The organism is Corallococcus sp. CA054B (genome assembly GCF_003611625.1).
GTDB classification, from domain to species: Bacteria; Myxococcota; Myxococcia; order Myxococcales; family Myxococcaceae; genus Corallococcus; species Corallococcus coralloides.
Genome location: NZ_RAVY01000075.1, coordinates 1 through 17,883 on the forward strand (window position 1 = coordinate 1; position 17,883 = coordinate 17,883).

Here is a 17,883-nt window from a genome sequence, read left to right on the forward strand (position 1 = left end):
ATGGTGTTCCCCCGCCCCCGTGATGCGCGAAACTGGAGACGTACAGGGGCACGCGCAAGCCGCGCGCCCCACCGAGGAGGACCTGTCCCCCGAGGGCATCGCCCGCTCGGTGATCCACAACGAGGCGCGCTTCCTCTTCCAGAGCCTGCTGACGGGGGATGTGCGCAACGCGTCCGCGGAGCTGAGCTACCCGTTCCAGCTGGAGGACAAGCGCTTCAACACCCCGGATGAGCTGATCCAGGCGTGGGTGAAGCAGCTGCGCGCGCGGCGCACGGACCTCATCACCCTCTACGACATCGAAGTGCTGCCCATCGCGGAGATGGAGAAGAAGTACGGCAAGCCGCCCGCGCGCCTGGGGCTGGATCCGCGCGCGCTCAAGGACACCTGGGCCGCGGTGGGCAACCTCTCCGGCCGCGCGGCCATCTTCCTCTTCCGTGGCAGCCCGGACCTGAGCTGGCACGCCTTCGCCTATACCGACTGAACCGGAGAAGAGGGCGCCCTGGCCTCGTGGCCCGGCGCGGCTGAAGGACAGCCGACTGCCCTCAGGTCCCCCCCCCCGACGCGCGGCTTGCGCGTGCCCCTGTACGTCTCCAGTTTCGCGCATCACGGGGGCGGGGGAACACCATGGGCGGGCGGTGGGAGAGGACAGGGGCACTGGCTTGCATGCTGTTCACCGCGCTCCTCGATTCCCCAGCCCACGCCCATGGGGAGGCCACGGCCTTCTTCTATGGGCGCCCTGTGCCCGTAGAAGAGCTGCGGCTCTTCGATCGCATCGTGGTTGCCCCCGAAACCCTCTCGCCATCCGAGAGGGGCCGGCTCCAGGCAAGCGGCGCGCAGGTCCTCGCCTACGTCAGCATCGGTGAGATCAACCGCGACTCCCCCTGGCATCGGGAGGCCCGGCGCGAATGGTTCCTGGCCGAGAACCGCGCCTGGAAGAGCGACGTCGTGGACTCGAGCAACCCCGGCCTCCAGCGATTCCTGCTGGAGCAACTGGAGTCGCTCTGGCGGGAGGGCTACCGCGGCTTCTTCTTCGATACGCTCGACAGCCCGCTCGCCGCTCCAGGGACGCCCAGGCAGGTGGCTGATCGCCGGGCCGGCCTGGAGGAGCTGGTGCTTGAGCTACGGCGCCGCCATCCCGAGGCCATCGTCTGGGCCAATCGAGGCTTCGAACTGCTGCCCCGGATCGCTCCCGCGCTCTCGGGGGTCGTCGCGGAGTCGCTCTTCGCGGGATACGACGCGGGGACGGACAGCTACACCGAGGTCTCCGCCGATTCACGCGAGTGGTTGCTCTCGCGGCTCAATGAGGTGCGGACCCGCTACGGGCTCCCCGTCGTGGTGGTGGACTATCTGCCGCCCCATCGCCGCGCCGAGGCGCGCGCCGTCGCCCAGAAGATTGCCGCGCTCGGCTTCATTCCCTGGGTCTCCAATGGCCACCTCGATGCGCTGGGGGTAGGGCTGCTGGAGAGTGTGCCGCGCCGAATCCTCGCGCTATACGACGGGGCGAAGTTCCCGGATCCGTCCCGCAGCCCGGCGCATCTGGTTCTAGAGCTACCGCTCAACCACCTCGGCTACGCCGTCGACTACCTCGACGTGCGGACCGCCCTGCCCGTGATCCCCCTGTCGGGCCGATATGCGGGCGTGGTGACGTGGTTCACCGAAGCGGACGTCCCACAGCCTGACGCCCTCCGGTCCTTCCTCCTCCGGCAGCTCTCCTCCGGAGTGCGGGTCGCCATCTTCGGCCAGCTCGGGTTGTCCACGGATACCGAGCTCCTCGGCAGATTGGGGCTGAAGCCTGCCCCGAAGCTGGAGCCTCCTCTCTCGCTCTCAGCCCACTCGCCGCTCATCGGCTTCGAGGCTCAACCCCGGCTGCATTCACACGATCTGCCGGTGTTTGCCGCGGCGAGCACGGATGTCGCGGTCCACCTTGGCGTCCAGGACGCGGCGGGCCACCGTGCAGCAGCCATCCTCACGGCCTCGTGGGGCGGACTGGCCACGGTGCCCTATATGTTGGATGCGGGCTTCGAGGACCGGCAACGCTGGGTGCTCGACCCGTTCGCATTCCTCCAGAAGGCGTTGGCGCTGGACTCCTTCCCCGTGCCGGACGTCACCACGGAGAACGGCCGGCGCTTGATGACGGTGCACATCGACGGGGATGGCATCGGCCTCACGGCCCAGATGCCGGGCACGCCATTCGCTGGCGCCGTCGTGCTGGAGCGCGTCCTCTCCAGGTTCCGGGTTCCGACAACCGTCTCCTTCATCGAGGGAGAGCTGTCGGCCTCGGGGGTGAACGCGGAAAACAGCGACCAGCTCGAACGCGTGGCGCAGCGCATCTCCGCGCTCTCGCACGTGGAGATGGCGAGCCACACGTACAGCCACCCCTTCCGTTGGAGCGAATTGATTGGGGACGGTGCACCCGAGGGGTCGCACCACCTCCCCATCGCGGACTACCAGCTCGACCCGCGGCGCGAAGTCGAAGGCTCGGTCCACTACCTCAACGAGCGGATCGCTCCCCAGGGAAAGTCCGTCCAGGTCTTCCACTGGTCCGGCGACAGCCTCCCCAGCGCGAAAGTGGTGGAGATGACGCGCGCGCTGGGACTGCGCAACGTGAATGGCGGCTACACCAATGCGAGCCTCGAATTCCCCTCGCTGTCCGCCGTGTCGCCGTTCAGCCGCCCTTTCGAGGGAGCGCTGCGCGGGGATCTGCCCATCCACGTCTACGCCCCCGTGGCGGACGATAATACATACACGCACTATGGCGCGGGGCCGTTCTACGGTTACCAGGATGTCATCCAGACACTCGTGCTGACGGATTCGCCCCGGCGGCTCAAGCCCCTCTCGCTCTACTATCACTTCTGGTCTGGCGCGAAGGTGTCAGCCCTGCGTGCGTTGCAGAAGGTGTACCGGTGGGCCCTGAAGCAAGACACGCAGCCCATCTTCCTGTCGGAGTACGCGCGAAAGGTCGAGGAGTTCGAGCGACTGGTGGTGTTGCGGACGCTGGAGGGCCACTACCGGTTTGGAGGGATGGACCGCTTGCGGACCGTGCGGCTGCCGGCAGGAAGCCCCCCGCCAGACCTGGCGCGCTCCCAGGGTGTCGCGACAGTGAGCAGGCTCCCGCAGGGCTGCTACGTGACCTTCGCGGAAGTGAAGGCCCCCGCGCTCGCGATGGGAGGGGAAACCGCGGGCCGCCCGCATCTGGCCTGGGCGAATGGTCGCGTCCTGCGCTGGGAGCCCGGAGAGGGGGGCGTGGCGCTACGGCTGGAGGGGCACCTGCCGCTTCGGTTCGCGGTGGCGGGCATCCATGGCAGGTGCCGGTTGAAGACCCCCGCTGGCACCCGCCTGGGCGTCAAGCGCGGGGCGCTCACCGAGTTCATCCTGGCCGAAATGGATACGGGCGATGCGCACCTCTCCTGTCCCTGATGCCCCCCTGCTCGGCCCGGTGGCGCTCACGCTCCTGGTGCTGTGCGTTGGAGGTACTCTCTATGTGCTCCTGCCGCGCGAGGACGGCGCCGTGGAGCCGGAGTTCGTCGACGCGGTAGGGCTCTTCTACCTGAGGGCCCAGTTGGAGCGGCAGCCCGAGGACACCCGCGCGCGCCTGCGGCTTGCCCGGGCGATGCGCCACATCAGCCAGATGGAGGAGGCGCTCCAGGTGCTCACGCCCCTGGTCGGACGCGAGGACCCGATTGGCGAGGAGGCCCGGACCCTCGCGATGGAACTCCGCCTCTCCCTATGGCGCCAGCTCCGTCCGGAGGATCCACGGCGGGTGGTGGGACGCCAGGAGCTGACGGAAGCGCTGCGCGGGTATCTGCGCCGGGCCTCGCCCGCGGAGCAGGAGCGCTGGGGGAGTGTCGTCCTGGAAGTGGGCGGCCCCGGCCTCCTGGCCGAATTGTCCGGCACCTCCAAGGCGAGCCCCGTGCTCATCGCGGAGGCTGCCAGGCAGCGGAGCCCCTCGGTGGACCCACTCGAGGCAGCGTCGGTGCTCTTCGAATCGGCGGCCCAGGAACGAGACCGGCAGCGCTCGGACTCAACGCTGGCCAGGGCCCTGGAGCTGCTGCGTGGCGTGAAGGATTCCACCGCGGTGCTCGCCCTGCTCGAGCGCACCGTGCCGGTGTTCCGTGCGCGCGCCCACTTCCTGGACAGGGCCGTCTCCATTGCTCGCGAGCACTCCGCCCTCGACCTCGCGCGGCGCTGGCAGGAGCTTCGCGTCGCCCTCACACCGGAGGATGTCGCTTCCCTCCGCCTGCAACTCGAGCTGGCCCTCGCTGCCGGTGACGCCCGCGACGCGCTGGCGCCGGCCCGGCGGCTGGCACGCCTGCTCGACACCGCGAAGGCCCACCAGCAGGTCGCCACGATCGCGGACTGGTCCGGGGCGCTGGAGATCTCGCTCGACGAGTGGATGTGGCTGGCGCGCCATGAGGGGCGACCCGAACAGCTCGAGCGGGCGATGACCCTGGGCAGGATGCTGTGGAACCTGCCGGCGCAGGTGGAGCTGTTGATGCTGCAAGCCATGCGCGGGGAACTCTCCAGCGCGGACCGCGCCAATCTCGTGCGCTTGCGCGAGGAGCTGGGGGAACCCGAGGTCGCCGAGCGCTACCTCGTGGGCTACCTCCAGACCCACCCCGGAGACGAGGCCGCCCTCGAGCTGCTCGCCGGCCTGCGTGAGCGCCAGCGAGACCTCACAGGCGCACTCGAGGCCTGGAACACCCTTGCCCTGCGCGCCGGGCCCTCCCCCGCGATGGGGGTCCACCAGGCCACGTTGCTCTGGCGGCTGGAGCGGCCCCGCGAGGCGCTGCGGGCGCTGACGGCGGTTCAGTCGATGGCCGGCCCGAAGGACAAGGAGTTCTGGACGCTGCTCGGCCGGATTGCCTGGGCGCTGGATGAGGATGCTGCGGCGCTCACCGCCCTCCGTGTCCTCCATGCGGAGGATCCGCGAGAGCCCGAGGTCGCGCGCCAGGTGGCGCGGTTGCTTGCGCGGGGTGAGCGTCCGGAGGAGGCCGTGACCTTCGCCCGCGAGCTGTTTCGCAATGCCTTCGATGCGGAGGTGCTCGCCTGCGCGCTGGAGGCCGCCATCCGCTCGGGCAGTTGGGAGGAGGGCCACGCGCTCGTGGAGGCCGCCAGCCCGTTCATCGAGCAGTACAAGGACGACTCGAACCTGGCGCTGCTGGAGGCGGAGATCCTCCTTCGCACGGGGGACGTGGGCCCGGCACGGAATCGATATGAGAGCGCGCTCCGCATCGCCCCCCACTCGCGGCCCGCGCGGCTGGGCCTGCTGGAGGCCCTGCTCCAGCAGCGGGATGCGCGCACCCTCGCTTCGCGCATGGGCGAGTGGAAGGCGGAGGCCGCCGGCGATGCGTCCTACTGGGAGCTCTACGCGGCCGCATCGACCGAGCTGGGGGACTCCCGGGCCGCCGCGGACTGGTACCGGCGACTCACCCGCGCCCGCCCAGACGATCCCTTCCTCCTCCTCTCCTACGCGGAGGCGCTGCTCGCCTCCGGGGACGCGAAGCGTGCGCGAGCGGCGCGGCTCCAGGCCCGGGGAATGCTCGAGCCGAGGGCCCATCGTCTCGCCGAGGCGCCCGCGGCTGCCCCTGCTGGCGAGGTTCAGGCGTTGCTCTCCTACCTGGATCTGCTCGTTGCCCTCGATGGCGACACTTCCGCGGACGCATGGCGCCCCCTGCTCGAAGGGCCGCTGAAAGAGGATCCCCAGGCCCAGCAGTGGCTGTTGGGCCACGCACTGCGCCGCGATGACCTCGCCGCGGCGCGCTCCATCGCGACGCGCCTGGAGCGCGGCGGGCACCCGCTGGCGTCCCGGCAGCGACTCGCGCTCGCGCTCGCAAGCAGCGACTCGCGGGCCGTGGAGCACCTGCTGTCGGAGGAGGGGGCGACGCTCTCCATCGAGGAGCAGGTTCTCGCGCGGCGCGAGCTGGGCCAGGAGCGCATCGCATACCTGCTTGCCTCGCGGGCGATGGCGGAGCGCAGCTCCATGGACCTGCGTCAGCAACACCGTGAGCTGCGTGAGGCGCTGGCTCCCGCGATAGAGCTCCGTGGCGGCACGGAAGGTCATGCGGACTTCAGTGCGTGGGGAATCGGCGTGCGCGCACACGCGCAGCCCGGAGCGCTCTTCGAGGGACTCCTCGAAGCCGAGGCCGGGGTGACAAACCTGCGGCTCGACGACGCGGCCTCGGGGCGGCCGCCCGATGCACGCGAGGTGAGCGTGGAGACCCGCGCCCTCTTCGGTCCCCGGAGGCGGCGAACGACCCTGGGCGTAGGGCTGGCCGTCCGGGACGGAGGACTTCTTCCGCGGGGATATGCCCTCCAATCCCTGGCGCTCGGCCGGGACGTCCTGTCCAGCGCCGGGCTCCAGCTCAACGAGCCGCCCGAGGACCAGGCGGAGCTGCGCTTCTTCGCCGTGCGCCATCAGCTCTCGCTCGCTGGCGAAGCCCGGCTGACCGACCGCGGCGACCTCTCGCTGGCGCTCTCGGTGAATCAGTACCGGACGCGCGCCCAGGCGCTGCTCGGGAACGGTGCCACCGGCGGCGCGGCGGTGGGCTACACCCTGCCGCTCGGCGTCACCTCGGTGCGCGCACGGGCGACGTACGACGCCGCGCTGAACTCCCTGGTGAACGATGGCCCTGCGTGGGAACTGGGCCGGGCGGCGCGGCTCCTGCCTCGGCGCGTGATGAGTGCCGGAGCGGGCCTCACGCTGATGCAAGGGGATGTCCGCCAGGCCTCGGGGATCAGCGGTCCGGTGCGGATCCTGGCGGACGCATGGGGCGGCTGGCTCTGGCCCTACAACCAGCCGGGCTACCAACTCCGCCTGGAGCTCGGGGTGCCGGTGCTCTCGGATACCCAGGTGGGCGTGGAAGCGAGCGTGAGCCACGCGATCAACGCAGGCATCACGGATGCCTGCTTCATGGCCGGCCTGCGCCTGCACCAGCGCTTCGGACCGTAGCGGGGAGGGCATGTGAGGAGAGCGCGAAGGATGAAGGCACAGGACAATCCGGCGGCAACGCTCCAGCCCTCTCGCTGGAGGCGGTACCTGGAGGTGTGCGCGCTTGCCTTCGCGACGGGGCTGCTCGGAAGGCTGCTCCAGCCCGACGACCCCTTCTTCACCCGGAACACCTTCGCGTGGATGGCGCTCGGACCGCTGCTGGCGGGCGTGAGCCATGGTTTTGCAAGCGGGCTCGGCTGCGCCCTGCTTCAGGTACTGGCGATGCTCGGGTACCACCTCCTGGGGAAGGCCCCCTGGAGCGGATTTCCGGCACAGCTCGCATTGGGCCTCGTGATGGTGGGCATGGTGAGCGGCGAGTTCTGCGATGTGTGGCGGCGCAAGCTGGCTCGCAGTCTGACCGAGCGCGACTACCACTGGCGGCGGCTCGACGAGTTCTCGCGCGTGTATCACCTGCTCCGCGTCTCGCATGACCGGCTTGAACAGCGCGCCGCCCGAGGCGCGGGCAGCCTGCGGCACGCGCTGGCGATGCTGAAGGAGCGGATGTCCGCCCTCGAGCCCGGCGCGTCGGGGTTGGAATGGATTGGAGAGTCCCTGCTGCGGCTGGGCGCGATGTCCTGCGGCGTCCAGGCCGCCTCGCTGCACGCGGTCAACGGGCTTGGAATGATTGACGAGCGTCCCGCCGCGCGGCTCGGCGACGCGCTCCCGCTCCCGCCCGAAGACGCGATGCTCAATCAAGCCCTCGCCACGGGCCAGGTCGTCGTCCGGAAAGACGTGCCAGGCGCGAGCCCACTGCTCGCGGTCGTCCCGCTGGCGGACCCCGAGGGGTGCGTGCACGGCCTCCTCGCCGTATCCCGGATGCACTTCCCGTCCATCGCGGAGGACACCTTCCGGACACTCGCGCTGCTGGGGGCGTATGCGGGCGAGTTGCTGGCGCGCACACCGGCGCGGCGCGGGCCGCCAGACGCCGCGTTCCGCCGGGCGCTCCAGCAGAGCCTGCATGCACTGCAGCGCCACGGGCTCCCGGCGTCGGTGCTGTCCATCACCTGCCAGAGCGCAAGCGGGACGGATGCGCTGCGGAAGTTGTCCATGCATTGCCGCGGGGTGGACGAGCCATGGCTGACCCGGGATGGGCAACGAAGGCCGGTGCTGCTCGTGCTCCTACCGTTGACCGACCAGCAAGGAGCGGGTGGGTGCGAGCGCCGCTTCGAAGGACTTCTGCCTGGGCTGCTGGAGCAGATGACGCCCCCTCCCTCCTTCAAGCTCCAGTCCCTGGAGCTTGCCACGTCGCACCGGGCCGAGACCGTGCTCGAGCAGTTGCTGGGGATAATCCATGTCGAGACCGACCACGAGCCTGCGAGTGGCTTCCATCCTTACAATCGAGGCTCTGAGCTGGATCGCCCTCCTCGGGCTTGAACCGCGCGTCCCGCGGCTGCCGGCCTTTCTTCTCCTGCACGGGGGCGCCAGCGTGCTCGTCGCGGGATGGCTGGGCCAGCGGGTGGGCGCTGGGTGGAGGAAGTCCGAGCTCCGCGCCGGCGGGCTGCTCTTCGCGTTCGCCTTCTTCCTGCCCTTCGCGGGAGTCCCCGGGCTGGCGGCCTGCATCACCCTGTACCGCCCCCCGCGCCGCGCCGCCCCTCCCACCTACGAATTGCATGGACTCCCTCCGCTGCCTCACCGTGCGCGGCCGCACCGGGCGGACCTCCTGGCCCGGGACTTCAACCTGGAGGCGATCGTGCTTCACGCGGGAGGACTCGGACGACGGCTGGAGGCGCTCCTGATGGCAGGCCAGTTGCCGGGCGCGCTCGGTGTTTCCATCGTGCAGGGCGCGCTGAAGGACCCTGCTGACGAGGTCCGGCTCCTTGCCCACTCCCTGCTGGAATCGCGCGAGCGCGAATTGTACGCCGCCATCGCCGCGGACACCGCTGCGCTGGAGCAGGCCGGGGAGGAGGAGCGGCCCCGCCTCCAGTCACGCCTCGCCTTTCGGCATTGGGAACTCGTGCACACCGGCCTCGCCAGTGGAGAGGTGGCGACACACCTCCTGTCGGAGGCGCTCACCTTCGCGGAGGCGGCTTGCGTCCGGGAGGAAGACGCGGGGCTGCGGTTGCTCACCGGGCGCATCCACCTGCGCCGGGGGGATGCGGCGGCGGCACGCGTTGCACTCACCCGCGCGCTGGAACTGGAGCTTGCACCTCACCTGGTCCTGCCCTACCTCGCGGAAGCGGCGTTCCTGCTGGGACACGGCGACGAGCTTTCACGCTGCGCCCGGAATCTGAAGACGGATCGGTTCGCGTCCCGTCCGATCGCCGAGGTCTGGTCATGAGCCCCCTGCCCCGCTTGAAGCAGGGGGAGAGCGCGGATGTGGCCCTCTTGTTGGAAGGGACCTATCCCTACGTGAGCGGCGGGGTTTCCTCCTGGGTCCACCAGATCATCACGGCCTTGCCGGAGTTCACCTTCGCGCTCATTTTCATCGGCAGCGACCCCTCGCACTACGCGGCACCGCGCTACGTGCTGCCACCCAACGTGGTGCATCTCTCGGTGCACTACCTCGCGAACCCGTTCGAAGGGACCCCCAGGATCGTTCGCGAGGGCAATCCGGACGCCTTCCGCGACGTCGAGGCGCTCCACGACGCATTGAAGGATTCGAGCCAACCCATCCCCGATGCGCTCTGGGAGCGCGTGGCCCAGAACCTGGGGAAGCACGAGGGGCTTCCAGCGGAGGACTTCATCCACAGCCGGCGGAGCTGGGAGCAGATCATCCGGGCCTATGAGCGTGACTGGAGCGAGGGTTCATTCGTCGACTACTTCTGGACGGTGCGCACCATCCACGCGCCCCTCTTCCGCCTGGCGGAGGTTGCCCGACAGGTCCCCCGAGTGCGGATGCTGCACTCCATCTCCACGGGTTACGCGGGGGCGCTGGCCGCGCTCCTCCAGCGACAGCGCGGCCTCCCCTTCATCCTGAGCGAGCACGGCATCTACACGAAGGAGCGGAAGATCGACCTCAGCCATGTCGGGTGGATCCAAGACCGCTCGGGGCTGTTCTCGGGCGAGAGCAGTGACGGGCTCGGCCATTTGAGAAGGCTGTGGATCCGCTTCTTCGAGGGGCTCGGGAGGATGACCTACCAGGCGGCGGACCCCATCATCGCGCTCTATGAAGGGAACCGCGCCCGGCAGGTGCAGGACGGGGCGGATGCCGCCCGCACGCACATCATCCCCAATGGCATTGACATCGCCCGCTTCGCGCCCCTGCGACAGCTGCGTGGGGGCCCGACGCCTCCGATCATTGGCCTGCTGGGCCGTATCGTGCCCATCAAGGACGTGCGCACGTTCATCCGGACCATGAGCACCGTGGCCGCGGAGCTGCCCGAGGCCGAAGGGTGGATCATCGGCCCCGAGGATGAGAACCCGGCCTACGCGCGAGAGTGCCGGGAGCTCGTGCGCAACCTGGGACTGGAGTCCCGCGTGCGCTTCCTTGGCTTCCAGAAGCCGGAGGAGCTGCTGCCGAAGCTGGGCTTGCTGATGCTGACTTCCATCTCGGAAGCACTGCCGCTGGTGGTCCTGGAGGCGTTCGCGAGCGGGCTGCCCGTGGTGTGCACGGACGTCGGCTCCTGCCGCGAACTCGTGGAGGGGCGGCCCGGAGACGACGCGGCGCTCGGGAGCGCGGGGGCGGTGGTGCCCATCACCTCTCCGGAAGAGGCGGGGCGCGCGGCGCTGCGGCTGCTGAAAGATGCGGAGGTGTGGCGCGCGGCCCAGGGGGCCGGCATCGCCAGGGTGGAGCGCTGGTACTCCGCGGCGCGGATGATCGACAGCTACCGGGCGGTGTACCGGGGAGCACTGGAGGGTGACCGTGGCGGGGATCGGATTCGAGCTTCGTCGATTGCTCAGGGGTAACGGCCTCACCGGGCTGCTGTGTGGCTATGGCTATGCCGGGCTGATCAGCTCGGGCTCCTGGGTCTTGTCCATCCTCGGGGTGATGGCGATCGGCCTCCTGGCGGCACCGGCCTTTCGTGAGCCCGCGCTCGTCACGCAGTTCCAGGTCTCCATCACCTACGTGATGGCGGCGTCGCTCATCTTCACCGGGCCGCTGCAGCTCTATTTCTCCCGCTTCGTGGCGGACCGCATCTACGAGAACCACGAGGAGCGCATCGTCCCCAACCTGGTCGGAGCACTGGTGCTCACCACCACCTCGGCCTGCCTCCTGGGCGCGCTGGTGCTGGCCACGCTCTTTCCCACATGGCAGCTGCTGCAGCAGTTGCTGCTGTTGGCCACCTTCGTCGTCCTTTGCGACATGTGGGTGCTCGTCGTCATGCTCTCAGGATTGAAGGAGTACAACGCCGTCCTCAAGGTCTTCCTCGTCGGCTACCTGCTGTCCATCACCCTGGCGGTGGCGCTCCGGAGTTTCGGGAACATCGGCCTGTTGGCAGGCTTCTTCGCGGGGCAGGCCTGGATGCTGTTCGGCTTCCTCGCGCGAGTGCTCGCCCGCTACCCCGCCCCGGAACTCTGTTCGTTCGAGTTCCTGGATAAGCGCTTGGGGATTCGGGGCCTTGCGCTGACGGGGCTCCTGTACAACCTGGCAATCTGGAGCGACAAGCTCTTGTTCTGGTTCAACCCAGGCACCTCGTACCCGGTGTCGGGCCCCCTGCGTGCGTCCGTCATCTACGACATGCCAATGTTCATTGCCTACCTGTCCATCGTGCCGGGCATGGCCGTGTATCTGGTGCAGATTGAAACCGACTTCGCCGAACTGCACCGGGCGTTCTATGCAGCGGTGCGCACGGGAGAGCCGCTCTCGGAACTCCGGCGGCTCCGGGTGCGGATGACAGACGCCGTCCGCCAGGGGTTTCATTGCATCTTCAAGGTACAGGGGCTGACCATCCTGATGCTGGTGCTTGCAGGGCCTCGCCTGCTGGGAGTCCTGGGTCTGTCGCCTGCCCATCTGGCGCTGTACACGTTGGACCTCGTCGCCGTGGGCATGCAGGTGGTGCTGCTCGCGGTGCTCAACGTGCTCTACTATTTTGATCAGCGCCGCGTCGCCCTGTGGCTCAGCGTGGGCCTGCTGGTGACGAATACGGTCTTCACGCTGCTCAGCCAGTTCGCGGGCCCTCGCTTCTACGGACTGGGCTTCGCCTCCGCGGTGGCACTCACCGCCGTGGTGGGGCTCGGCTGGTTGTCGCGCAAGCTGTGGCGGCTCGAGTTCGAGACCTTCATGCTGCAGCGATAGGACGGAGCACTCCGGCATGCGGCCGCCAGGGCGATGCCTGCCTGCCGGCCGCCGGACGCGACCAATCCCCCAGGGATGATTCGAGCAGGCCGCGTGTTTGGACTACCCATTGATAACAATGGGCGTCCCATGCTGCGTGCGAGCGAGCGGGGCGCCGTTCCCCGGAGCGTTGATGCCTCGAAACATGTCTGTGCGCGGCGGTGCCTGGAGCATCGCCGCGGTGATGGCTTGCGGGCTGCTGGCTTGCTCCAACGCCACAGCGCTTGAAAATCCCCCATCGCCGACACCGGGTACAGTGGATCCGGCACCACTGCCTGACACCGGGCAGGGCACCGGGCCCACCACGCCCGCCCCCCCCGCGGATGGGGGGCAGGCCCGCTGGATCCCCGCGCCTGGCACGACCTGGCAGATCCAGTTCTCTGGCGCCATGGACATGGATGTGAACGCCGAAGCCATCGACCTGGACCTGTTCGACACGCCCCAGTCCGTCATCGACGCATTGAAGGCCCGGAACCGGAAGGTCATCTGCTACTTCAGCGCGGGCTCCTATGAGGACTGGCGTCCGGATTCGGGCGAATTTCCCCCCAAGGCCCTTGGCGCGGCCCTGGATGGGTGGCCGGGTGAGCAGTGGCTGGACGTCCGCTCCCCGGAGCTGATCGAGCTGATGAAGCGGCGCATGGACTTGGCCGTGCAGAAGGGCTGCGACGCGGTCGATCTCGACAACATGGACGGCTTCACCAACAACACCGGATTTCCGCTCGAGGCCAACGACCAGCTCCACTACAACCAGACCCTGGCGGCTGAGGCGCACCAGCGAGGGCTGTCGATTGGACTGAAGAACGACCTGCTCCAGGTCCAGGACCTGGTGGAGCATTTCGACTTCCAGATCAACGAGCAATGCCACGTCTACAACGAGTGTCACATGCTGCTGCCGTTCATCGAGGCAGGGAAGGCTGTCTTCAACATCGAGTACACAGGCAATCAGGCGGACGTGTGCGCCAGCGCGAATGCGATGAACTTCGACACGCTATTCAAGAACCGCGAGCTGGACGCCGCACGCACCCCCTGCCGCTAGGCTTTCTTCCTCTTCCGCACGACGAAGCGGCCTGGGAATTCCTCCTCCCAGGCCGCTCATCCTTCTCAGCCCAGCGCCGCGACGAAATCGCGCAGGCGCGTCAGGCCCTTCTGCAACACCTCGCGCGACGTGACGAAGCTCATGCGGATGTAGCCCGGCGCGCCGAACGGGTCCCCGGGCACCGCCGCCACCAGGAAGTCATTGAGCAGCGCCTCGGAGAGCTGGAGCGAGTCCGTCAGCGGCTTGCCCTTGTACGTCTTGCCCAAGAGGCCGCGCACGTCCGCCATCGCGTAGAAGGCGCCCTCCGGCAGCCGGCAGCGGATGCCCGGGATGGCGTTGAGCCCCGCGACGAACAGGTCCCGGCGCTCGCGGTACTCGTTCACCATGGCGGTGATGGTGTCCGTGGGGCCGTTGAGCGCCGCCAGCGCCGCCTTCTGCGTGATGGAGGACGCGTTGGAGGTGGACTGGTCCTGCACCAGCTGCATGCCGGAGATGAGCGCCTTGGGCCCCGCCGCGTAGCCCAGCCGCCAGCCCGTCATCGCGTGGGACTTGGACAGGCCGTTGGACACCAGCAGCCGCGGCACCAGGTCCGGCGCCACGTTGCCCAGGTTGAGGAACGGCTCCCCCGTGTAGAGGAGCTTCTCGTACATGTCGTCGGTGACGATGAAGCAGTCGTGCCCGCGCACCGCGTCCGCGATGCCCTCCAGCGTGGCGCGCGAGTACACCGCGCCCGTGGGGTTGGCCGGGCTGTTGAGGATGATGGCGCGCGTGCGCGGGGTGAGCGCCTTCTTGATGGCGGCGGGGTCCGGCGCGTAGCCGTCCTCCTCGCGCGTGGGGACGATGACCGGCGTGCCGCCCGCCAGGTGCACCATGTCCGGGTAGCTCACCCAGTACGGCGCGAAGACAATCACTTCGTCGCCTTCGTCCAGCAGCGCCTGGAAGCAGTTGTAGAGCGACTGCTTGCCGCCCGCCGTCACCACCACCTGATCCGGCGCGTACTTCAGGCCGTTGTCCTTCTCCAGCTTGCGGCAGACGGCCTCGCGCAGCTCCGGCATGCCCGCGGTGGCGGTGTACTTGGTGAAGCCCGTGCGGAGCGCGTCGATGGCCGCCTGCTTCACGAACTCCGGCGTGTCGAAGTCCGGCTCACCGGCGGCGAGCACCACCACGTCCTTGCCACTGGCGGCGAGCGCCTTGGCGCGGGCGTTGAGGGCCAGGGTGGCGGAGGGCTTGATGGCTTGCAGCCGGCGGGCGAGTTTCATGCGCCCTGCCTAGCGCGGAACTCCCGAAGCGGACAAGCCCGCTCGCGCGTTGCGTGGCCCGACTGCCCCTGGGGAACGACCCTAGGGTTTCGGGCCGAACTTCTTCTTCAGCCCCGCGTTGACGTTCGGGGGGACGAGCCCGTCCACGTTCCCCCCGAAGGTCGCGACCTCGCGGACGAGCTGCGAGGAGATGTAGAAGTAGTCCTCGCCCGTCATCATGAAGACGGTGTCGATGTCCGGCGCCAGCTTGCGGTTCATGTTCGCCAGCTGGAACTCGTATTCGAAGTCCGACACCGCGCGCAGCCCGCGGATGACGACGCTCACGTTGCGCTGGTGCACGTAGTCCACGAGCAGGCCGTGGAAGGCGTCCACCTCCACGCGGGGGTCATTCACCGCCTCGCGGATGAGCTCGATGCGCTCCTCCTGACTGAAGAGGGGCGTCTTCTTCGGGTTCACCGCGATGGCGACGATGAGCCGGTCGAACATCTTCAGGCTGCGCTGGATGAGGCTCAGGTGCCCGTTGGTGAGCGGATCGAACGAACCAGGATAGATGGCGACCGGCATGGGTGCGTTGAAGTCTCGACGGGCCCAGGGGGCCGGTCAAGCGCACGTCATGGGGCCCGGTAGAAGCTCACCAGGGTGTCCCCGAAGCGGCGCTGGTCCTCCAGGGTGAGCCCCGAGTGGGCTTCGGGGGCCGCCTCCCGCTTGTCGTGCTCCACCATCACCGTGCCGCCCGGCGTCACCACGCCCGCGGCCACCACCGCCTCCAGCACCGTCTCCACCACGCGCGCCGCGTAGGGCGGATCCGCGAAGACGAGCTCGAACTTCGCCCCCTGCTTGCCCAGCGTCTCCAGCGCGCGGACCACGGGCTGCGCCAGGATGGACACCTGGGCGCCGAAGCCCAGCGCGTCCGTGTTCTTGCGGCACAGGGCCAGGGCCTCGCGGTCCTGGTCCACCAGCACCAGCCGGCCCGCGCCCCGCGACAGGGCCTCCAGCCCCAGGGCGCCGGTGCCCGCGTACAGGTCCAGGACGGCCTGGCCGTCCAGGAACTGGCCCAGCATGTTGAAGATGGTTTCACGGACCCGGTCCGCCGTGGGGCGGATGTGTCCGGACGACGGCTTGGGCCCCGTCAGGGCCCGGCCCTTCGCGCTGCCTGCCACGATGCGCATGCGCGCCCTTCTAGCCCAGGTCCCCGCCCGGCTTCGCGAGGAACGCCATGGCCACCGACGCCGAGCGGTGCGCCCCCAGCGCCCCCAGCGCCTCCGTGGCCTCCGCGAACGACAGCGCCTCCAGCGTCTCGCGGGCCGCGGGCGACAGGGGCGGAAGCCCCTCCTCCAGGACGGACAACAGCTCCCCGGCCGGCATGCCCGCCGCCTGGGCCCGCGCCACCACCGGGTCGCGCACCTCCGGAGGCCAGGCGCGCAGGGCCAGCGGACCGAAGGGCCCTCCCCGGTCCACCTTGCGCACGCCCGCGGCCACGTAGCTGGACAGCCCCCGCGCGGGCCCGGTGGAGGCCTCCGCCACCGTCACCGCCACGCCCTTCGCGGCGGCCGTCTCCACCACCTGGCGCAAGAGCTCCACGTCCAATTCCACGCCTGGCTCGCCATGGCCCAGCTGCGCGTCCGACACGCGCAAGAGGCGCAGCGGGACCTGCCACTGCGCCAGCCCCTCCAGCAGCGTCGCGCACGTGTCCACCAGGCCACCCGCGGACAGCTGCGGCGGGGACACCTCCAGCGACAGCTCGCGCTCCTTGAGCGGGCCCACCAGCGCGTTCACCGCCTCCACGGCCTCGTAGGAGGTGAGGCGCGACAGGTCCAACGACACCAGCGCGAAGCCCGCGTCCACCACGCGGAAGATGCCTTCCTGGAGCGCGTCCAGCACATCCGCGTCCGTGGAACCCACTCGGAGGGGACCGGCCTGGAGGAACAGGGGCCGGGTGTGCTCGGCCTCCTGCGCCGCCGCGTGCACCGCCCTCACGAAGCGCTCCGGCGCGCCCCGGTCCGCCAGCGGGTGCGGGCAGGAGAGGCCCAGCACCGAGTCCTCCGCGCGGGCCGCGCCCAGGAGGCCCGGCAGCGCGCCCTTGGACAGCACCGGCAGGCACGGCAGCGCCATGGGCGTGGACTCCAGCGCCCCAAGCAGCTCCCGTGGATCCAACAGGGGCACCCGGGAGCCCGGGCCCACCCGCGCCACCACGTTGCCCAGCCGCAGCGACAACACCTTGTCCAGCACGCTCATAGGAGCCGGCGAGAATCCCCGCCCCGCGCCCCTTTCGCAAGCGCGAGTCAGTGCACCTCGCCCAGGTGGGCGTAGGACTGGCTCTCAATCTGGATGGTCGTGTGGTCGATGCCGAAGCGGTCGAAGAGGTCGTGCTTCACCGCGGAAAGGATGTCGTCGTTGTTGCAGACCATGGGGTCCGCCACCACCAGGTGGGCGGACAGCGCGTACATCCCGCTGGAGATGGTCCACACGTGCAGGTCATGCACCGCCTGCACGCCCGGCACCTTCGCCATGAGCGAGCGCACCTGCTCCAGGTCCACGTGCGCGGGCACCGCCTCCAGGAGCACGTCCACCGCGTCCTTCACCAGCCGCAGCGCGCCCACGACGATGATCATCGAAATCAGCACGGAGATGATGGGGTCCACGACGTACCAGCCGGTCCACCACATCACGCCCGCGCCAATCAGCACGCCCACCGACGACAGCGTGTCCCCCAGCACGTGCAGGAACGCGCCGCGCACGTTCATGGAGTGCGTCTGGTGCAGGAAGCCCAGCGCCGCCAGGTTCGCCACCAGGCCAATGCCCGCCACCAGCGCCATGGGCCCCAGCTCCACCGGAGCGGGCGTGCGCACGCGCTCCCAGGCCTCCATCAGGATGAAGATGGTGATGACCAGGAGCAGCACCCCGTTGAGGAGCGCGCTCAAGATCTCCATCCGGTAGTAGCCGTAGGTCTTCTTCAGGTCCGCGGGCCGCCCGGCGAACCACAGTGCCAGCAGGCTCAGGACCATGGCCGACACGTCCGTCAGCATGTGCCCGGCGTCGGAGAGCAGCGCCAGCGAGTTGGTGAGGAAGCCGCCCACCGCCTCCGCCACCATGATGGTCGCCGTCAGCCCCAGCGCGAACAGGAGCCGCCGCCGGTCCTTGCGCCGCTCCTCCGCCAGCCCCCCCTTGCGGGGACCGTGCGAATGACCGTGCCCATGGCCGTGCGAATGCCCATGGTGCGAGTGGTCATGGTCGTGGTCGTGCGAATGACCGTGCCCGGCCCTGCCGTGTGTATGTGGGGGTGCGCTCACAGGGAACCAGGGTACGCGATCAGCGACGTCGTCGGACAGGTGCCGCTGGATTGATTTCGGACAACCCCGTAGATCCGTTGTCCTGATCCGCAACA

General features: G+C 69.3%; 13 protein-coding genes. 8 read left to right on the forward strand and 5 right to left on the reverse strand.

The genetic code is table 11. From position 1 onward, the window contains the following. From D7V80_RS19405 to D7V80_RS19440, 8 genes are all read left to right on the forward strand, one after another. A partial coding sequence (locus D7V80_RS19405) for a hypothetical protein (protein WP_233585508.1) occupies nucleotides 1-481 on the forward strand: 481 nt, incomplete at its 5' end. A 182-nt stretch (nucleotides 482-663) separates the two neighbouring features. Then, complete coding sequence (locus tag D7V80_RS19410; RefSeq protein ID WP_158616667.1) at nucleotides 664-3,417, forward strand: bifunctional glycoside hydrolase 114/ polysaccharide deacetylase family protein; 2,754 nt, start codon at nucleotides 664-666, stop codon at nucleotides 3,415-3,417. After that, nucleotides 3,395-6,949 (forward strand): tetratricopeptide repeat protein, encoded by a 3,555-nt coding sequence (locus tag D7V80_RS19415; protein WP_120589564.1) that lies wholly within the window; start codon nucleotides 3,395-3,397, stop codon nucleotides 6,947-6,949. The genes D7V80_RS19410 and D7V80_RS19415 overlap by 23 nt, the downstream gene beginning before the upstream one ends. A gap of 30 nt (nucleotides 6,950-6,979) precedes the next feature. Continuing rightward, nucleotides 6,980-8,362 (forward strand): PelD GGDEF domain-containing protein, encoded by a 1,383-nt coding sequence (locus tag D7V80_RS19420; RefSeq protein WP_120589565.1) that lies wholly within the window; start codon nucleotides 6,980-6,982, stop codon nucleotides 8,360-8,362. After that, nucleotides 8,280-9,266, forward strand: coding sequence for a hypothetical protein (locus tag D7V80_RS19425; protein ID WP_147447143.1), 987 nt, complete (start codon nucleotides 8,280-8,282; stop codon nucleotides 9,264-9,266). Before D7V80_RS19420 ends, D7V80_RS19425 begins: the two co-directional genes overlap by 83 nt. Continuing rightward, nucleotides 9,263-10,834 (forward strand): GT4 family glycosyltransferase PelF, encoded by a 1,572-nt coding sequence (gene pelF / locus D7V80_RS19430; RefSeq protein WP_120589567.1) that lies wholly within the window; start codon nucleotides 9,263-9,265, stop codon nucleotides 10,832-10,834. Before D7V80_RS19425 ends, pelF begins: the two co-directional genes overlap by 4 nt. After that, on the forward strand, nucleotides 10,791-12,164 hold the full coding sequence (gene pelG, locus D7V80_RS19435) for an exopolysaccharide Pel transporter PelG (RefSeq protein WP_120589568.1): 1,374 nt from the start codon (nucleotides 10,791-10,793) through the stop codon (nucleotides 12,162-12,164). Before pelF ends, pelG begins: the two co-directional genes overlap by 44 nt. A 184-nt stretch (nucleotides 12,165-12,348) precedes the next feature. Further along, complete coding sequence (locus D7V80_RS19440) at nucleotides 12,349-13,239, forward strand: endo alpha-1,4 polygalactosaminidase (protein WP_233585510.1); 891 nt, start codon at nucleotides 12,349-12,351, stop codon at nucleotides 13,237-13,239. A gap of 65 nt (nucleotides 13,240-13,304) precedes the next feature. On the opposite strand, the gene D7V80_RS19445 is transcribed toward D7V80_RS19440, so the two are convergent. The 5 genes from D7V80_RS19445 to D7V80_RS19465 all read right to left on the reverse strand — a co-directional run bounded on the left by D7V80_RS19445 (nucleotide 13,305) and on the right by D7V80_RS19465 (nucleotide 17,788). Beyond that, nucleotides 13,305-14,498 (reverse strand): pyridoxal phosphate-dependent aminotransferase, encoded by a 1,194-nt coding sequence (locus D7V80_RS19445; protein WP_120589570.1) that lies wholly within the window; start codon nucleotides 14,496-14,498, stop codon nucleotides 13,305-13,307. An 81-nt stretch (nucleotides 14,499-14,579) separates the two neighbouring features. After that, nucleotides 14,580-15,062: a pantetheine-phosphate adenylyltransferase gene (coaD, locus tag D7V80_RS19450; RefSeq protein WP_014396068.1), complete on the reverse strand. Its 483-nt coding sequence runs from the start codon at nucleotides 15,060-15,062 to the stop codon at nucleotides 14,580-14,582. A 47-nt stretch (nucleotides 15,063-15,109) separates the two neighbouring features. Continuing rightward, nucleotides 15,110-15,667 carry a 16S rRNA (guanine(966)-N(2))-methyltransferase RsmD gene (rsmD, locus tag D7V80_RS19455; protein WP_120589571.1) on the reverse strand — a complete coding sequence of 186 codons (558 nt, stop codon included), beginning with the start codon at nucleotides 15,665-15,667 and terminating at the stop codon, nucleotides 15,110-15,112. A 10-nt stretch (nucleotides 15,668-15,677) separates the two neighbouring features. Further along, nucleotides 15,678-16,733, reverse strand: a complete 1,056-nt coding sequence (locus D7V80_RS19460) for a hypothetical protein (protein WP_120589572.1) — start codon at nucleotides 16,731-16,733, stop codon at nucleotides 15,678-15,680. 47 nt (nucleotides 16,734-16,780) lie between these two features. Beyond that, nucleotides 16,781-17,788, reverse strand: coding sequence for a cation diffusion facilitator family transporter (locus D7V80_RS19465; protein WP_120589573.1), 1,008 nt, complete (start codon nucleotides 17,786-17,788; stop codon nucleotides 16,781-16,783). Nucleotides 17,789-17,883 lie beyond the last annotated feature (95 nt).

Coding starts and splice junctions, on each gene's coding strand:
- D7V80_RS19410 (WP_158616667.1), top strand. CDS start 664: ATGCTGTTCACCGCGCTCCTCGATTCCCCAGCCCACGCCCATGGGGAG.
- D7V80_RS19415 (WP_120589564.1), top strand. CDS start 3,395: ATGCGCACCTCTCCTGTCCCTGATGCCCCCCTGCTCGGCCCGGTGGCG.
- D7V80_RS19420 (WP_120589565.1), top strand. CDS start 6,980: ATGAAGGCACAGGACAATCCGGCGGCAACGCTCCAGCCCTCTCGCTGG.
- D7V80_RS19425 (WP_147447143.1), top strand. CDS start 8,280: ATGTCGAGACCGACCACGAGCCTGCGAGTGGCTTCCATCCTTACAATC.
- pelF (WP_120589567.1), top strand. CDS start 9,263: ATGAGCCCCCTGCCCCGCTTGAAGCAGGGGGAGAGCGCGGATGTGGCC.
- D7V80_RS19440 (WP_233585510.1), top strand. CDS start 12,349: ATGTCTGTGCGCGGCGGTGCCTGGAGCATCGCCGCGGTGATGGCTTGC.
- D7V80_RS19445 (WP_120589570.1), bottom strand. CDS start 14,498: ATGAAACTCGCCCGCCGGCTGCAAGCCATCAAGCCCTCCGCCACCCTG.
- coaD (WP_014396068.1), bottom strand. CDS start 15,062: ATGCCGGTCGCCATCTATCCTGGTTCGTTCGATCCGCTCACCAACGGG.
- rsmD (WP_120589571.1), bottom strand. CDS start 15,667: ATGCGCATCGTGGCAGGCAGCGCGAAGGGCCGGGCCCTGACGGGGCCC.
- D7V80_RS19460 (WP_120589572.1), bottom strand. CDS start 16,733: ATGAGCGTGCTGGACAAGGTGTTGTCGCTGCGGCTGGGCAACGTGGTG.